At 68.0% G+C, this 13772-nt stretch carries 12 protein-coding genes; 7 read left to right on the forward strand and 5 right to left on the reverse strand.

Going from position 1 to position 13772, the window contains the following annotated elements; translation table 11 throughout:
* Positions 1-7: 7 nt before the first annotated feature.
* The 7 genes from AC1RNC_RS06325 (at position 8) to guaA (ending at position 7764) form a co-directional block, all read left to right on the forward strand.
* Entirely contained in the window at positions 8-1117 is a 1110-nt protein-coding gene (locus tag AC1RNC_RS06325) for a Ppx/GppA phosphatase family protein (protein WP_492884658.1), read from the forward strand.
* The gene (locus tag AC1RNC_RS06330; RefSeq protein ID WP_125157503.1) at positions 1114-1824 is read left to right on the forward strand and encodes an RlmE family RNA methyltransferase; all 711 of its coding nucleotides are present in this window, start codon (positions 1114-1116) and stop codon (positions 1822-1824) included. Before AC1RNC_RS06325 ends, AC1RNC_RS06330 begins: the two co-directional genes overlap by 4 nt.
* Entirely contained in the window at positions 1821-2867 is a 1047-nt protein-coding gene (locus AC1RNC_RS06335) for a potassium channel family protein (protein ID WP_492884660.1), read from the forward strand. The genes AC1RNC_RS06330 and AC1RNC_RS06335 overlap by 4 nt, the downstream gene beginning before the upstream one ends.
* 155 nt (positions 2868-3022) lie before the next feature.
* Positions 3023-4486, forward strand: a complete 1464-nt coding sequence (guaB, locus tag AC1RNC_RS06340) for an IMP dehydrogenase (protein ID WP_492884662.1) — start codon at positions 3023-3025, stop codon at positions 4484-4486.
* Positions 4487-4489: 3 nt separating this feature from the next.
* Entirely contained in the window at positions 4490-4885 is a 396-nt protein-coding gene (locus AC1RNC_RS06345) for an MAPEG family protein (protein ID WP_492838377.1), read from the forward strand.
* Entirely contained in the window at positions 4885-6162 is a 1278-nt protein-coding gene (locus tag AC1RNC_RS06350; protein ID WP_492884664.1) for an RsmB/NOP family class I SAM-dependent RNA methyltransferase, read from the forward strand. The genes AC1RNC_RS06345 and AC1RNC_RS06350 overlap by 1 nt, the downstream gene beginning before the upstream one ends.
* 42 nt (positions 6163-6204) lie before the next feature.
* Complete coding sequence (gene guaA, locus AC1RNC_RS06355) at positions 6205-7764, forward strand: glutamine-hydrolyzing GMP synthase (RefSeq protein WP_492884666.1); 1560 nt, start codon at positions 6205-6207, stop codon at positions 7762-7764.
* Positions 7765-8154: 390 nt separating this feature from the next.
* Here the strand turns inward: guaA and AC1RNC_RS06360 are convergent, their stop codons facing one another.
* From AC1RNC_RS06360 to AC1RNC_RS06380, 5 genes are all read right to left on the reverse strand, one after another.
* Positions 8155-9411 carry a DUF2254 domain-containing protein gene (locus AC1RNC_RS06360; RefSeq protein ID WP_492884668.1) on the reverse strand — a complete coding sequence of 419 codons (1257 nt, stop codon included), beginning with the start codon at positions 9409-9411 and terminating at the stop codon, positions 8155-8157.
* Positions 9412-9539: 128 nt separating this feature from the next.
* The gene (locus AC1RNC_RS06365; RefSeq protein WP_492884670.1) at positions 9540-10619 is read right to left on the reverse strand and encodes an AI-2E family transporter; all 1080 of its coding nucleotides are present in this window, start codon (positions 10617-10619) and stop codon (positions 9540-9542) included.
* Between the two features lie 150 nt (positions 10620-10769).
* On the reverse strand, positions 10770-11948 hold the full coding sequence (locus AC1RNC_RS06370) for a mechanosensitive ion channel family protein (protein WP_492884672.1): 1179 nt from the start codon (positions 11946-11948) through the stop codon (positions 10770-10772).
* Between the two features lie 42 nt (positions 11949-11990).
* Positions 11991-12350 (reverse strand): hypothetical protein, encoded by a 360-nt coding sequence (locus AC1RNC_RS06375; RefSeq protein WP_492838330.1) that lies wholly within the window; start codon positions 12348-12350, stop codon positions 11991-11993.
* Positions 12351-12458: 108 nt separating this feature from the next.
* Positions 12459-13760, reverse strand: coding sequence for an SLC13 family permease (locus AC1RNC_RS06380; RefSeq protein WP_492884675.1), 1302 nt, complete (start codon positions 13758-13760; stop codon positions 12459-12461).
* Between the last annotated feature and the right edge of the window lie 12 nt (positions 13761-13772).

The following is a 13772-nucleotide window of genomic DNA, read 5'->3' on the forward strand; positions in this document are numbered from 1 at the left end:
AGAGACCATGTCGGAGGCGCCGCGCGCGCCCGGCGCGCCACACGGCCGGCGCCGGAGGTCTCAGGATGAGTCCGTCGCTTGCTACGCGGCGCTCGACCTGGGGACCAACAACTGCCGCCTTCTGGTGGCCACGCCCACGCCGCGCGGGTTTCGCGTCGTCGAGGCCTATTCCCGCATCGTGCGTCTTGGCGAAGGGCTGTCGCAGACCGGCCAACTGTCCGAGGCGGCCATGGAACGCTCGCTGGCGGCGCTTAAGGTCTGCGCCGAGAAGATCCGTCGCCGCAAGGCGATCCGCGTGAAGGCCGTGGCCACCCAGGCCTGCCGGGGTGCGACAAATGGTCCCGACTTCGTCAGGCGCGTGCAGGAGGAAACCGGCCTCAAGCTGCAGATCATCAGCCCACGCGAGGAGGCTCAGCTTTCGGTCGCCGGCTGCATGAGCCTGTTCGACCGCGAGCAGGATGCGGCCCTGGTGGTCGATGTCGGCGGTGGTTCGACCGAGCTGTCATGGGTCGACCTGAAGGGCGGCGGCCTCGACGCCAAGCCGCGCCAGTTCGCCGCGTGGAAGCTGCCGATCAAGGCCTGGCTGTCGATTCCCGTGGGCGTCGTCACCCTGGCCGAGCGCTTCCCCGAGGGCGAGCGCGCCGAGGAAGGCTGGTTCCGGGCCATGGTCGACGACGTCAAGGTCCGGATCGAGGCTTTCCCGCACGCAGAGCCGATGCGCGAGATCTTCGCCGAGGGCAGGGCCCACCTGATCGGCACGTCCGGCGCGATCACCAGCCTGGCGGGTCTGCATCTTGGCCTGCCGCGCTATGACCGCAACATCGTCGACGGCCTCTGGATGGACCGCGCCGACTGCGACGTCGCGTCTGAACGCCTGCAGGGACTGACGGCGGCCGAGCGGGCCCTGGAGCCGTGTATCGGCGCGGATCGAGCCGATCTCGTCCTTGCCGGCGCGGCCATTCTCCAGGCCGTTCAGGAGCTGTGGCCATGTTCGCGCGTGCGTGTCGCCGACCGAGGGCTTAGAGAGGGGCTTCTGATGTCCCTGATGTCCGACCAGCAGAAGCGCCCGCGTCGGCGTCGTCGCGGCGGATCGTCCAAGAAGCCGGTAGCCGCATGAGCGATGAAGAGCCTCCCCGCAAGCGCATGGTCAAGCCGCCGGCCGGAGGCACCGAAGGCGGCCGCGCCAAGCCCGCGCGCCTGAAGACGGCCTATGGCCGCACGCCCAGCCAGCAGGCCTGGCTGGAGCGCCAGATCAACGACCCGTTCTCGGCCAAGGCCCGCGCCCTCGGCTATCGCAGCCGCGCGGCCTTCAAGATCAGCGAGATCGACGACAAGTTCCGCTTCTTCCATAAGGGCGCGAAGGTCATCGACCTGGGCTGCGCGCCGGGCGGCTGGCTGCAGATCGCCGTCGAGCGCGGGGTGACTCAACTGGCGGGAATCGATCTTCTGCCCGTCGACCCGGTGGCGCCGGCCCACATCCTGGAGATGGACTTCACCGCCGACGACGCGCCGGGCAAGCTTCTGGAGTTGCTGGACGGCCCGCCGGACATCGTGCTGTCCGACATGGCGCCCAACACCGTCGGCCACCGCGAGACCGATCACCTGCGCATCGTCGGCCTGATCGAGATCGCGGCGGAGTTCGCCATCGACGTGCTGAAGCCGGGCGGCGCTTTCGTCGCCAAGGCCTTCCAGGGCGGCGAGACCGCCGAGGTCATTGGTCGCCTCAAGCGCCACTTCGACAAGGTCCAGCACTTCAAGCCCAAGGCCAGCCGCGCCGACAGCTCGGAGGTCTTCCTGGTCGCGACGGGGTTCAAGGGACGGTGAACGGCCAGAGCGGCGTGATTGAGAAGCTGATCGCGCGGCCCTTCCGCAATCTGGGTCTGGCGGTAGTTTTCGTCCTGATCGTCGCCGCGTGCGCGATATTGGCCTACATGCGGGCGGGCTGGTCGTTCGATGAAGCCCTCTACATGGTGACCCTGACCATCTTCACGGTGGGTTATGGCGAGGTCAGGCCGATCAACACTGATTACTTGCACGGCGTCACCATGGCCACGATGGTGTTCGGGTGCACCGGAGTCATTATCGTCACCGGCGCCCTGGTTCAGGCCCTGACCCAATCGCAACTCGAACATTTCTTTGGAAAGCGCGTGGAACGCGACATCGACAAGCTGGAGGGTCACATCGTCATCTGCGGCTTCGGTCGCATTGGGCTGATGCTGGCCAGCGAACTGAGCGCCGCGGGCGAGACTTTCGTGATCGTGGAGCGTGACGAAGAGCGCTGCCGCGAGGCGAGGGCGCTGGGCTTCCTGTGTCGCCACGCCGACGCCACCGACGAGGACGTGCTGCGGGCCATGCATGTGGAGCGGGCCAAGGTCCTGGCGACCGTGCTGCCCGACGACGCGGCCAACGTCTACATCACCCTGTCGGCGCGCAGCCTGAATCCCAAGCTGGAGATCATCGCCCGCGGCGAGCGGCCCAGCACCGAGCGCAAGCTGATCCAGGCGGGCGCGGACAAGGTGGTTATGCCGGCCCATATCGGCGCCGAGCGGATCGCCGAGATCATCCTCTACCCCCGGCTGGCCAATTTCCTGCGCGAGGGGCGGTCCGACACGGGCGCGCGAGAGGAGGACCTCGCCGCGCTCGGTCTCGACCTCAGCGTGGTCACCGCCCCGGCGTCGTTCGCGGCGCGCCGCGTAACGGTCGGCGATTTCGAACGACGGGGGGGAGGCCTGCTCGTCGTCCGCCTCGATCGAAGCGATGGCCGGGTCATCGATGGGCCGAAGCCCGACGAGGTGATTCACGCTGGCGATGGCGTGGCGGTCGTCTCGAAGCTGGGACGGCTGGGACTGCCGACGATGGAAACCTGACATCGACGGCGTCCTGGGGCGTCAGAGGCCCCGTTGGGCGGGTCTGGCGCGAGGGTTCGCCTGGCCTTGGAAAAAATGATCCCCATTTCGCCTTCGCGGCGGGTCGACAACCGGCGGCCTCGCGGCTACATACGCGCCGCAAAATGGAGACTCCGATGGAGATTCGCGAAGGGCTCACCTTCGACGACGTTTTGCTCGAACCCGGCCCGTCCGACGTCATGCCGACCCAGGTGACGACCGAGACCCGGTTCACGCGTGAAATCAGTCTGAACATACCGCTCGTGTCCGCCGCCATGGACACGGTGACCGAAAGCCGCCTCGCCATCGCCATGGCGCAAGCCGGCGGCCTGGGCATCCTGCACCGCAACCTCACCAACGAGGAGCAGGCGGATCAGGTGCGCGAGGTCAAGCGTTACGAAAGTGGCATGGTCATCAATCCGCTGACCATCCATCCCGACACCACCCTGGCCGAGATCCGCGAGATCAAGGCCCGCCGCAAGATCTCGGGCTTCCCGGTGGTCGAGCGCGGCTCGGGCAAGCTGGTCGGCATCCTGACCAACCGCGACATGCGCTTCGAGGGCGACGACAAGGTCCCGGCCTCGGCGCTGATGACCCGCGAGGACCTGATCACGGTGGGCGAGGGGATCGATCACCGCGAGGCGCGCGAGCTGCTCCGCAAGCACAAGATCGAACGCCTGATCGTCGTCGACGAGGCCTATCGCGCTGTCGGCCTGATCACGGTGAAGGACATCGAGAAGGCCCAGGCTCACCCCCTGGCCGCCAAGGACGACAAGGGCCGCCTGCTAGTCGGCGCGGCCTCGACCGTGGGCGACGCCGGCTTCGAGCGTTCGATGGGCCTGGTGGACGCCGGCGTCGACGTCGTCGTCATCGACACCGCGCACGGCCACTCCAGCCAGGTCGCTCAAGCCGTCAGCCGCCTGAAGCGCGAAGCCAACCGCGTCCAGATCGTGGCCGGCAACATCGCCACCTACGACGCCGCCCGCGCCCTGATCGACGCCGGCGCCGACGCGGTGAAGGTGGGCATCGGCCCGGGCTCGATCTGCACCACCCGCATCGTCGCGGGCGTGGGCGTGCCGCAGCTGACCGCGATCATGGAAGCCGTGCGCGCCGGTCGCGAGAGCAACACCCCGATCATCGCCGACGGCGGTATCAAGTACTCGGGCGACCTGGCCAAGGCCATCGCGGCCGGGGCCTCGACCGCCATGCTGGGCTCGATGTTCGCCGGAACCGAAGAGGCGCCGGGCGAGGTGTTCCTCTACCAGGGCCGCTCGTACAAGAGCTATCGCGGCATGGGCTCGGTGGGCGCCATGGCCCGCGGCTCGGCCGACCGTTATTTCCAGAAGGAAGTGACGGACAGCTTCAAGCTCGTGCCGGAAGGCATCGAGGGCCAGACCCCGTTCAAGGGGCCGATCTCGCCAGTGCTGCACCAACTGGTCGGCGGGCTGCGCGCGGCGATGGGCTATGTCGGCGCGCCGACCATCCCCGAGTTGCAGGCGCGCGCCAAGTTCGTGCGCATCACGGGCGCGGGCTTGCGTGAAAGCCACGTCCACGACGTGATGATCACCCGCGAAGCCCCGAACTATCCGAGCGCGGTCTAGGCGATGCGGATGGCCTTCGAGCTTCAGATGCTGGCGGCGGCGGTCCTGATCGGGATCGTCCACCTGCTGTGGGCGGCCGCGGCCGCCCAGCCCCAGCGCGGCTTGAAGTGGAATGCGGGCCCCCGCGACGAGCCGGTCGTGCTGACCGGCGTCGCGGGGCGTCTGGAACGCGCCTTCGCCAACTTCCGCGAGACATTTCCATTCTTCGCGGTCTTGGTGCTGGTCGACTATCTCGGCGGTCGCCTGGGCGAGCTCACCTCGCTGGGCGCGCTGATCTATGTGGCGGCGCGCGCCGTCTATATCCCGCTCTATGCCTTCGGCGTGCCCTATGTGCGCAGCTTGACCTGGGTCGCCTCGATGGTCGGGATCTTGATGCTGCTCGCGGCCCTGGTGGTCTGATGCGCGACGGCGGACGGGTTTCGGCGGCGATCGAGGTTTTGACCGAGATCGAGACGCGGCATTTTCCCTCGAAGATGGCCTTGAAGCGCTGGGGCGAGACCGCGCGCTACGCCGGTTCCAAGGACCGCGCCTTCGTTTCGGGCCTGGTCCTGGACGCCCTTCGCCGCAAGCGTTCATTGGGCTGGATGATGGGCGATGCGAGCGCGCGTGGGGCGGTGCTGGGTGTGCTGGCCTTCACCTGGAAATGGACGCCTGACCGCATCGCGGAGGCGGCCTCGGAAGAGCACGGCTTCGGCGCCCTGACCGATGGCGAGCGTGAACGTCTGGCTCACCCGATCTCGCTGGATGCGGCTCCGGCCCCGGTGGCGGGCGACTATCCCGACTGGCTGGAAGAGCGTCTGGTGCGGGCCTTCGGCGCCGACCAGGCTGTCGAGATGCAAGCCCTGGCCGAACGCGCCCCGGTCGACCTGCGGGTCAACACTCTGAAGACCGACGCTGATCGCGCCGCCAAGGCCCTGGCACCGATCCACGCCGCGCCAGCTGGCGTCCTGCCCAACGCTTTCCGCATCCCCGCGCCCGCCGCCGCCGACCGCGCGCCGTCGGTCGAGGCGGTGCCGGCCTTCTCCAAGGGCTGGTTCGAGGTCCAGGACCTCGGCTCCCAGATCGCCGCCGCCGTGGCCGGCGAGGTCAAGGGCAAGCAGGTGCTGGACTTCTGCGCCGGCGGGGGCGGCAAGACCCTCGCGCTCGCCGCCGCCATGGGCAACACCGGCCAGATCTTCGCCCATGACAGCGACGCCCGGCGTCTGGCCGACTGCATCCGGCGCGGCCAGAGGGCAGGGGTTCGCAACCTGCAGATCCGCTCGCCGATCGAGGCCACGCCGCTGAAGGGCCTGGAAGGCAAGATCGACATCGTCTTCGTCGACGCCCCCTGCACCGGGGCGGGCACCTGGCGCCGCCACCCCGACGCCAAGTGGCGCCTGTCTCCCGACCAACTGGTCAAGCGCCAGATCGAGCAGGACAGCGTGCTGGAGGACGCCTCGACCTTCGTGAAGGCCGGAGGACGCATGGTCTATGTGACTTGCTCGCTGCTGGTCGACGAGAACGAGGACCGTGTCGCCGGCTTCCTTGAACGCCACCCCGAATTCACCGTGAAGCCGATCGCCCTGGAGGGCGTCGAGCACGTCACGCCCGAAGGCTATCTGCGCCTGACCCCTCATCGCGCCGGGACGGACGGCTTCTTCGCCGCCGTGCTGGAGCGATCCTCGTACACGCCCTGACCTGACGCCCTGATTGAAACGAAGACCGCTGGAGACCCGCCGATGACCACCGAAACCGAACACCAGCGCGTCCTGATCGTCGACTTCGGCAGCCAGGTGACCCAGCTGATCGCGCGCCGGGTGCGCGAGGCCGGCGTTTATTGCGAGATCCATCCGTTCGACAAGGTCGAGGCCCTGGTCGACGACTACAAGCCCGCCGCCATCATCCTGTCGGGCGGCCCCGCCAGCGTGCTGGAGGACGACAGCCCGCGCATCGGCCGCAAGTTGTTCGACCTCGGTTTACCGATGCTGGCCATCTGCTACGGCCAGCAGCTGCTGTGCGACGTGCTGGGCGGCAGGGTCGAGGGCGGCCACGCCGGCGAGTTCGGCCGCGCGGAGCTGACCATCGGCAAGCACAGTCCGCTGTTCCAGGGCCTGGCCGGCATTGGCGAGCTGGAAACCGTCTGGATGAGCCACGGCGACCGCGTCACCGCCATTCCCGAGGGCTTCGAGGTCATCGCCACCTCGACCGGGGCCCCGTTCGCGGCCATCGCCAATGACGAGAAGAAGATCTACGCGGTCCAGTTCCACCCCGAGGTGGTCCACACCGTCAACGGCTCGAAGATCTACAAGAACTTCCTGGCCCTGGCCGGGCTGAAGGGCGACTGGACCATGGCGGCCTTCCGCCAGGAGATGGTCACGAGGATCCGCGACCAAGTCGGGACCGGCAGGGTGATCTGCGGCCTGTCCGGCGGCGTCGACAGCTCGGTGGCCGCCGTCCTGATCCACGAGGCCATCGGCGACCAGCTGACCTGCGTGTTCGTCGACACCGGCCTGCTGCGCAAGAACGAGGCCGACCAGGTCGTCACCCTGTTCCGCGACCACTACAACATCCCGCTGGTCCACGTGGACGCCGGCGACCTGTTCCTGGGCGAACTGGCCGGCGTCAGCGACCCCGAGACCAAGCGCAAGACCATCGGCCGTCTGTTCATCGAGGTCTTCGACAGGGAAGCCGCCAAGATCGATGGCGCGCAGTTCCTGGCCCAGGGCACGCTCTATCCCGACGTCGTCGAGAGCGTCTCGGCCCGCGGCGGTCCCTCCGCCGTGATCAAGAGCCACCACAATGTCGGCGGCCTGCCGGACTACATGAAGCTGAAGCTGGTCGAGCCGCTGCGCGAGCTCTTCAAGGACGAGGTGCGCGCCCTGGGCGTCGAGCTGGGCCTGGCCCCGGCCTTCGTCGGTCGACACCCGTTCCCCGGTCCGGGCCTGGCCATCCGCATCCCCGGCGAGATCACGCCCGAGAAGGTCAAGGTCCTGCAGGACGCCGACGCCATCTATCTGGAGGAGATCCGCAACGCCGGCCTCTACGACCAGATCTGGCAGGCCTTCGCCGTGTTGCTGCCGGTCAAGACGGTCGGCGTCATGGGCGACGCGCGCACCTACGAGAACGTCCTGGCCCTGCGCGCGGTGACCTCGACCGACGGCATGACCGCCGACTTCTTCGAGTTCCCCTGGCCGATCCTGGGCAAGACGGCCACGCGGATCATCAATGAAGTCCGAGGGGTCAACCGGGTGGTTTATGACGTGACCAGCAAGCCGCCCGGCACGATCGAGTGGGAGTGACGGTAATATAATGCCGTATTCGCTGGATTTGCATCCGGCGTCTCACACTTACATGGGCGGCTCCGGCGACGACCGCTGGGAGATCGAGATCGATGAGTCAGGAGGGGCTACCGCGCCTGACTCATCGATGGCTCTTTGAAGGGGCCGCTTTCTGGCGTCGGCAACAACTCGCCGAGGCGGATCCCGCAGTCGGTGAGATTTAAGTCCTCTCAGCCAAGGTTGACGGGGTCAGGGATCGACCGCCGACCATCGACGCCCAGCAGCGGCCCCTTCGATTGCACCCTAACCTTGCCGTCGGGATAGGCGCGAAGGACATTGCTCGTGGAAGTGATGAACTGGCCGGTCGCCACGGGCGCGAGACATCGGCTGCGTATGTGCAATCGGAGCAGGCTACGCGCTCCCCTTGAGCCGGGCGGGGTCATCGCAGCCGAGCGACACCGCGCCCAACGCCCGGAGGAAGCCGAGCGCGGCGACCATGTCCCCGGCGCAGTACTGGGCCAGGGCTCCGAAGCCGCGCTCCATGTAGGTCTCGAAGGTTATGGGATGGGTGATCACCCGTAACGCGCCGTCCTCATCCACTCTCAGCGGTGACGGCAGTCGCCGTTGCGCCAAATCCGAGCAGGCCGCTCCCAGCCAGTCCAGGCAGGTCAGGGCCGTGAACGGGTCATTGACGCCCGGCGACAGCGCACGGCCGGCGATCTCGACGAGTTCGTCGATCAGGAACCGCAGATCCTGCAGCGCCGTGCGCCTGGAGCCGACCGCGAAAGCTTGGGTCACCGACCCGGCGCAGGCCTCGTCGTAGCGTTCCGGTGGCCAGGCCTCCACGATCGTACGACCCTCCTGGACGAAATCGCCCGGCTGATGCTGCAGGCGCAGCACCAGATCGTGCTGGCGGGCGAAAGCCATCAGGGTCTCGTCCTCCACCACCTGCAGGTAGCCGGTGCTTGGGGCGGCGATCAGGGCTCGGTTGGCGGCGTCGGCCACGCTGGCGTCCGGCCGGAACGCGGCGGGAATGGACGGCGGCGCGTTGTCGGCGGCGTGCGCGGGAGCCGGGGCGCCGACGACCCCAGGATAGCTGCGGCCGATACTCGCGAGCAGGCGGTCGCCAACGTCCTCGACGACGTGGTTGATATGCAGTTGGCGCGGCACATGGTGGATAAAGAAGATCAGGACAGCGATCGAACAGAGGGCCAGGGCCACCCCGACCAGAAGGGCGAGGTTCGGGACGAAGTCGCCTTGAGCGCCGGCCTCGTCGGCCGAACGGATCGTCCGCAGGATCAGCAGGCAATAGACGAAGGTCGCGATGAAGGTGCCCAGGGTGACTTGGTTGCCGCGATCGCTCATGAAGTTGCTGAGCAGTCGGGGGCCATATTGACCCGAGGCGTAGACGACCGCGGCGATGGTCACCGAAAACACCGTCCCGGCCACGGTGATCATCGAACTGCTGATCACCGAGAGCACCTGTCGCGCGCCGTTGGGGCGCGCGGCGTAGAGCCAGGGCAACCCGTCCATCCAGCCCGATCCAGCGTGGGTGTCGGCGAAGATCATCCCACTGGCAAGGCCGATAGCGGCCAGGACCATGATCGAGGGCAAGAACCAGTAGCTGCCCTGCAGGTCGTCGACCAGCTTGAGCAATTTGGATCTCATGGGCCGGACTCCTGGGCGTGTGGCGGGACGTGGCGCGCTCCTGGGAAGGCAACGCTTGGAGCGGGAAGATGCTGCACGCTTGGCCTGCTCCGTCCGGCTTCGGCGGGCATCGAGTCTTGAGCAGCCAACTAGGGTTTGGCCTGGCCGGGGGCGTGGGCGTCCTTGTCATGCAAGACGTCCTGCCGGTAGAGCATGGTGATGACGGTGTAGGCCACGAGGCACAGCGGCGTGGCGAACAGCACCCCGAGCGGCCCGAAGACAATACCCAAACCCACGACCGCGAAGATGCCGAGCACGACCGGAAGGGACGCCAGGTTCTTCTGCACCATCGGTGTGATGACATTGGCCTCCAGTTGCGACACCCCGGCATAAAGGGCCAGGGTCAGCCAGAAGGTCTGGCCGCCTTGCATCGCGGCCAGGATCAAGGCTGGCGCGGCCGAGGCGATGGGCCCCACGATCGGCACGAACTGGGCGACGCCGGTGATCAGGCCAAGCGCCACCGGCGCGGGCACGCCGATCGCCCAAAGCCCAAAGCCCACGAGCCCGCCGACGAGCGTCATCGACACCAATTGGGCCCGCAGCCAGCCGTTAAGGGCCGCGCCGCATGCGTTCAGCACCGCGCGCAGCCGGGCTCGGCGCGCCATGGGAATCATGGCCAGCACACCCTCGCGGCTGGCTTGGGGATGGACGGCGAGGAACACCCCCGCCACCAGGACCAGCAGCAGCGTCGCAAAGCCGGAGACCATCGCCAGGGCGACCCCGGGCGCGCGCGCCAACGCGGGCCCGGCCTCGGCCCCCAGGCCCTTCAATTGGTCGAGCACCACGCTCGCGAAGGGCCAAGCCGCCCACCGCGCCTGCACCGTCGCCCAGGCGCGGGGCAGGGTCGTGGAAAGATCCTCCACCTGATTGAAGATCTGGCGGCCAAACAGAAAGCCGATCCCGCTCAAGATCGACAGGACGATCAGAACGGCCAGGCCGACCGCGAGTCCGCTTGGCAATCTCAGCCGCTTGACCAACGGATCAGCGATGGACCGCAGGACCACCGCGACCACGATCGAGCCGAAGATCAGGATCCACAAGCTGGCCAGCTTCGCCGCGATCTGGGCTAGGCCATAGGTGACGACCAGCGCCACGGCGGCGCGGACGAGCGTGCCCGTCGAGATCGTGGGGCGCGCGCCCTCGCTGCGCGAAGGTGTTTCTGAGGTCATGGGCCTGGCTCCCGGGGCTGTCGGACGAGCGTCGCAATAGGGCCGAGGTTCCGTCGGCGAATCGCCCGCGGGGCCGACCCACGGCGCGCTCGCCGGCTTGAGTGATGGCGCGCGCCCCGAGATCCGCCCGACCCCGGCGCGGGACGCCCGTCAGTTGGCCGCGGCCCGCAAGCCAGCGAGTTCCGAGACTTGGCGCTCGGGCATCACCACTTTCAGGTGCGGGAAGGGGATCTCGACCCCGGCCTCGTCGAAGGCCAGCTTGATCCGGCGGTTGTACTCGCGCCCGACGTTCCACTGTTGGAGGGGCTGGGTCTTGATCCGCGCCTTGAGCACCACGCCGCTGTCGGCCAGGCTGTCGACCCCGACGACCTCGATGGGCTCGAGGATCTTGTCTGCGAAGTCAGGATCGGATTTCAGGCGCGCCCCAACCCGTTTCATGATCGCCAGGGCCGCGTCCAAGTCCGAGCCATAGGATACCTGCAGGTCGAAGACGTAGTAGGAGAAGCTCTTGGTCAGGTTATGCAGCACCTGCGCCTCGCTATAGGGAAAGACGTGCACGGTGCCGTCGAAGTCCCGCAGCCGGATGGTGCGCAGGGTCATCTGCTCGACCAGCCCGCCGCTGTCGCCGATGCGAATGATGTCGCCGACCGAGACGATGTCCTCGACGATCAGGAAGATGCCGGTCAGGAAGTCCTTGACCAGGGTCTGGGCGCCAAAGCCCAAGGCCACGCCGACGACGCCGGCCCCGGCCAGAAGCGGGCCGATCTTCACGCCCAACTCGCTCAGGGCCATCAGGATCGCCACGATGACTATCGCCGTTTGGGCCACGCCCCGCAGCAGGGGCGCGAGCGTGGCCAGTTGGGCGCGCCGGCGCGGTTCCACCGCATGGTCGGCGAAGCCCTCCATGCCCCGCCCGATCGCCAGGCTGACCACCTCGAACACCGCCACCGTCGCGATCAGCAAGAGTCCCAGGCGGATCACGCCGGCCAACATCCGCGCCCCCAGTGGCGTCGCGGTCCAGGCCAGCAGGTTGAAGCCCCAGATGTCGGCGATGACCAGCACGGCGGCGACCCCGGCGAGGGCCTGGACGATCCAGCCGGCCAGCCGCGCCAGGCGGTTGGCGCGGACGGTCATCTCCGCGTCGGCGGGACCGGGCAGGCGGTGGGCGCCAACCTTGGCGATGCGCCTGGCCAAACGTCCGGCCGCGATCGACAGGCCGACGACGAGCAGGGTCAGAAGCAGATTGAGCGCCCAGGCCAAGGCGCTGAGCTGGGCGAAATGGGACAGCAGGCCGGTCAAGGCCGCCAGGATGCGTTCGCTGGCCGTCATCGGGAGCGGGTCTCCTTGCAGGTGTGTGATTGGCGGGCCGGGTCAGGCCGGCGCGAACGCTTTGGCCAGCGCTCGGCGCACGCGCGCCACCTGCTCGTCCGGCGCGCGCCACCCCACCGTTTCGACCGCGGCGTGGGCGGTCTCGTCCAGCAGCATTGAGCGGACCCCCCAATTGTCGTTCAGGGTCTGAGCCAGCTGCTCGGCGCTGCGCTGGCCGGTGGTCTGGCTGGCCAGCAGCGCCACGGTGGGGCCCGTATGGGCGGTCACCGCCAAGGCCAGACCCGCGGTGGTGAAGGGGCCGATGACGCTCACCTGCGCCTCGTCCAGGGCGGCCATTAGTCGTGTGGCGCGATCCTCGTCGTCGCAGATCAGCAGAATGGTTTCGTTGATAGGATCGTCCATGTTCCCTCCAGCCGGTTGCGGTCAAGAAGCATCGTAGAGCGATCTAATCGGGCGCGGAAACACGATGGCCTGACAATATTGTGAGGCTTTGGCCGGGAACCTTGGCGGTCAGAACGGAAAGAACATCGGGATCACAGCCAGCCCCACCGCCCAGGTGATCAGATTGAGCGGCGCGCCGATGCGCACGAAATCCAGATAGCGATAGCCGCCCATCTGGTAGACCAAGACGTTGGTCTGGTAGCCGAACGGCGTGGCGAAGGCGGCGCTGGCGGCCATCATCACCGCCACCAGGAAGGGGCGGGGGCTGACGCCGAGGCTCTCGGCCAAGGCCACGGCGATGGGCGTCAACAGCACCGCCACCGCCGCGTTGGAGAGGATCTCGGTCAGCAGCAGGGTGGCCCCATAGATCAGGGCCAGGGCATAGAGCGGCCCCAGTTGCCGCAGCCAGCCGACCAGCGCGTCGGTGGCCAGGGCCGCAAGGCCGGTGACCTCCATCGACAGGCCCACCACGACCATGCCGGCGATCAGCAACAGGATCTCGGGCCGCAGGCCCTTATAGGCGTCGTCGACGCCGATCATGCCGGTAACCACCAGCAGCACGGCCCCCGCGAACGCCGCCGCCGCGATCGGTAGCAGGCCCAGGGCCGCGACCGTGACGACCAGGACGAAGACGCCCAAGGCCGCGCCGGCCCGCAAGGGATCGAACGGCGCGTCGACCGGATAGAGGGCGGGGTCTTCACCGGCGGGGGGATTGATCCCCGCGAGCGGGGCGGGGGCGTCCTGCGCGATGGGTGAGGGCGCGGCCGACAGCAGCCGAGGACCGAACACCACCATGTAGACGCCGGCGACGGTGGCGATGATCAAGGCCACGGGGGTGACCTCGAACAGGCTGAACGTCGGCTGGCCGGCGTTACGGGCCATGTCGTTGACCAGGAGATTGGTCGAGGTGCCGATCAGCGTGCAAGCCCCGCCCAGGATCGTGGCGTAGGACAGCGGGATCAGGAACCGCTTGGGCGACAGGTTCATCGACCGGGCGACATCGCGCACCACCGGCGCGCCCAGTACGACGATTGGAGTATTGTTCAGGAACGCCGAGGCCAGACCGCAAAGCACGATCACCAGCCACAGGCCTGTGGCGCCCAGGTGCGCGCATAGGCGCGTCGCCCCGCGGATCACCAAGCCCAGCAAACCCGACAGCTCCATGGCGTAGGCGATGACGAACAACGACGCCAAGGCCAGGATGGCCGGACTGGCGAAGGCGGCCTGCACCTCGACCGGACGCACGGTCCGCGTGCCCAACAGCACCGCCGCCCCGGCCAGGGCCACGACGTCCGAGCGCAGCTTGCCGTGAATGAGGCCGGCCACGACCGCCGCCAACACGGCCAGGGCGATGATCTGACCAGGCGTCATGGCCGGCGCGCG

The sequence above is a fragment of the Caulobacter sp. GW822-FHT01G02 genome (assembly GCF_058802865.1).

Coding starts and splice junctions, on each gene's coding strand:
- AC1RNC_RS06325 (WP_492884658.1), top strand. CDS start 8: ATGTCGGAGGCGCCGCGCGCGCCCGGCGCGCCACACGGCCGGCGCCGG.
- AC1RNC_RS06380 (WP_492884675.1), bottom strand. CDS start 13,760: ATGACGCCTGGTCAGATCATCGCCCTGGCCGTGTTGGCGGCGGTCGTG.
- AC1RNC_RS06345 (WP_492838377.1), top strand. CDS start 4,490: ATGCGGATGGCCTTCGAGCTTCAGATGCTGGCGGCGGCGGTCCTGATC.
- AC1RNC_RS06360 (WP_492884668.1), bottom strand. CDS start 9,411: ATGAGATCCAAATTGCTCAAGCTGGTCGACGACCTGCAGGGCAGCTAC.
- guaA (WP_492884666.1), top strand. CDS start 6,205: ATGACCACCGAAACCGAACACCAGCGCGTCCTGATCGTCGACTTCGGC.
- AC1RNC_RS06330 (WP_125157503.1), top strand. CDS start 1,114: ATGAGCGATGAAGAGCCTCCCCGCAAGCGCATGGTCAAGCCGCCGGCC.
- AC1RNC_RS06350 (WP_492884664.1), top strand. CDS start 4,885: ATGCGCGACGGCGGACGGGTTTCGGCGGCGATCGAGGTTTTGACCGAG.
- AC1RNC_RS06365 (WP_492884670.1), bottom strand. CDS start 10,619: ATGACCTCAGAAACACCTTCGCGCAGCGAGGGCGCGCGCCCCACGATC.
- guaB (WP_492884662.1), top strand. CDS start 3,023: ATGGAGATTCGCGAAGGGCTCACCTTCGACGACGTTTTGCTCGAACCC.
- AC1RNC_RS06370 (WP_492884672.1), bottom strand. CDS start 11,948: ATGACGGCCAGCGAACGCATCCTGGCGGCCTTGACCGGCCTGCTGTCC.
- AC1RNC_RS06375 (WP_492838330.1), bottom strand. CDS start 12,350: ATGGACGATCCTATCAACGAAACCATTCTGCTGATCTGCGACGACGAG.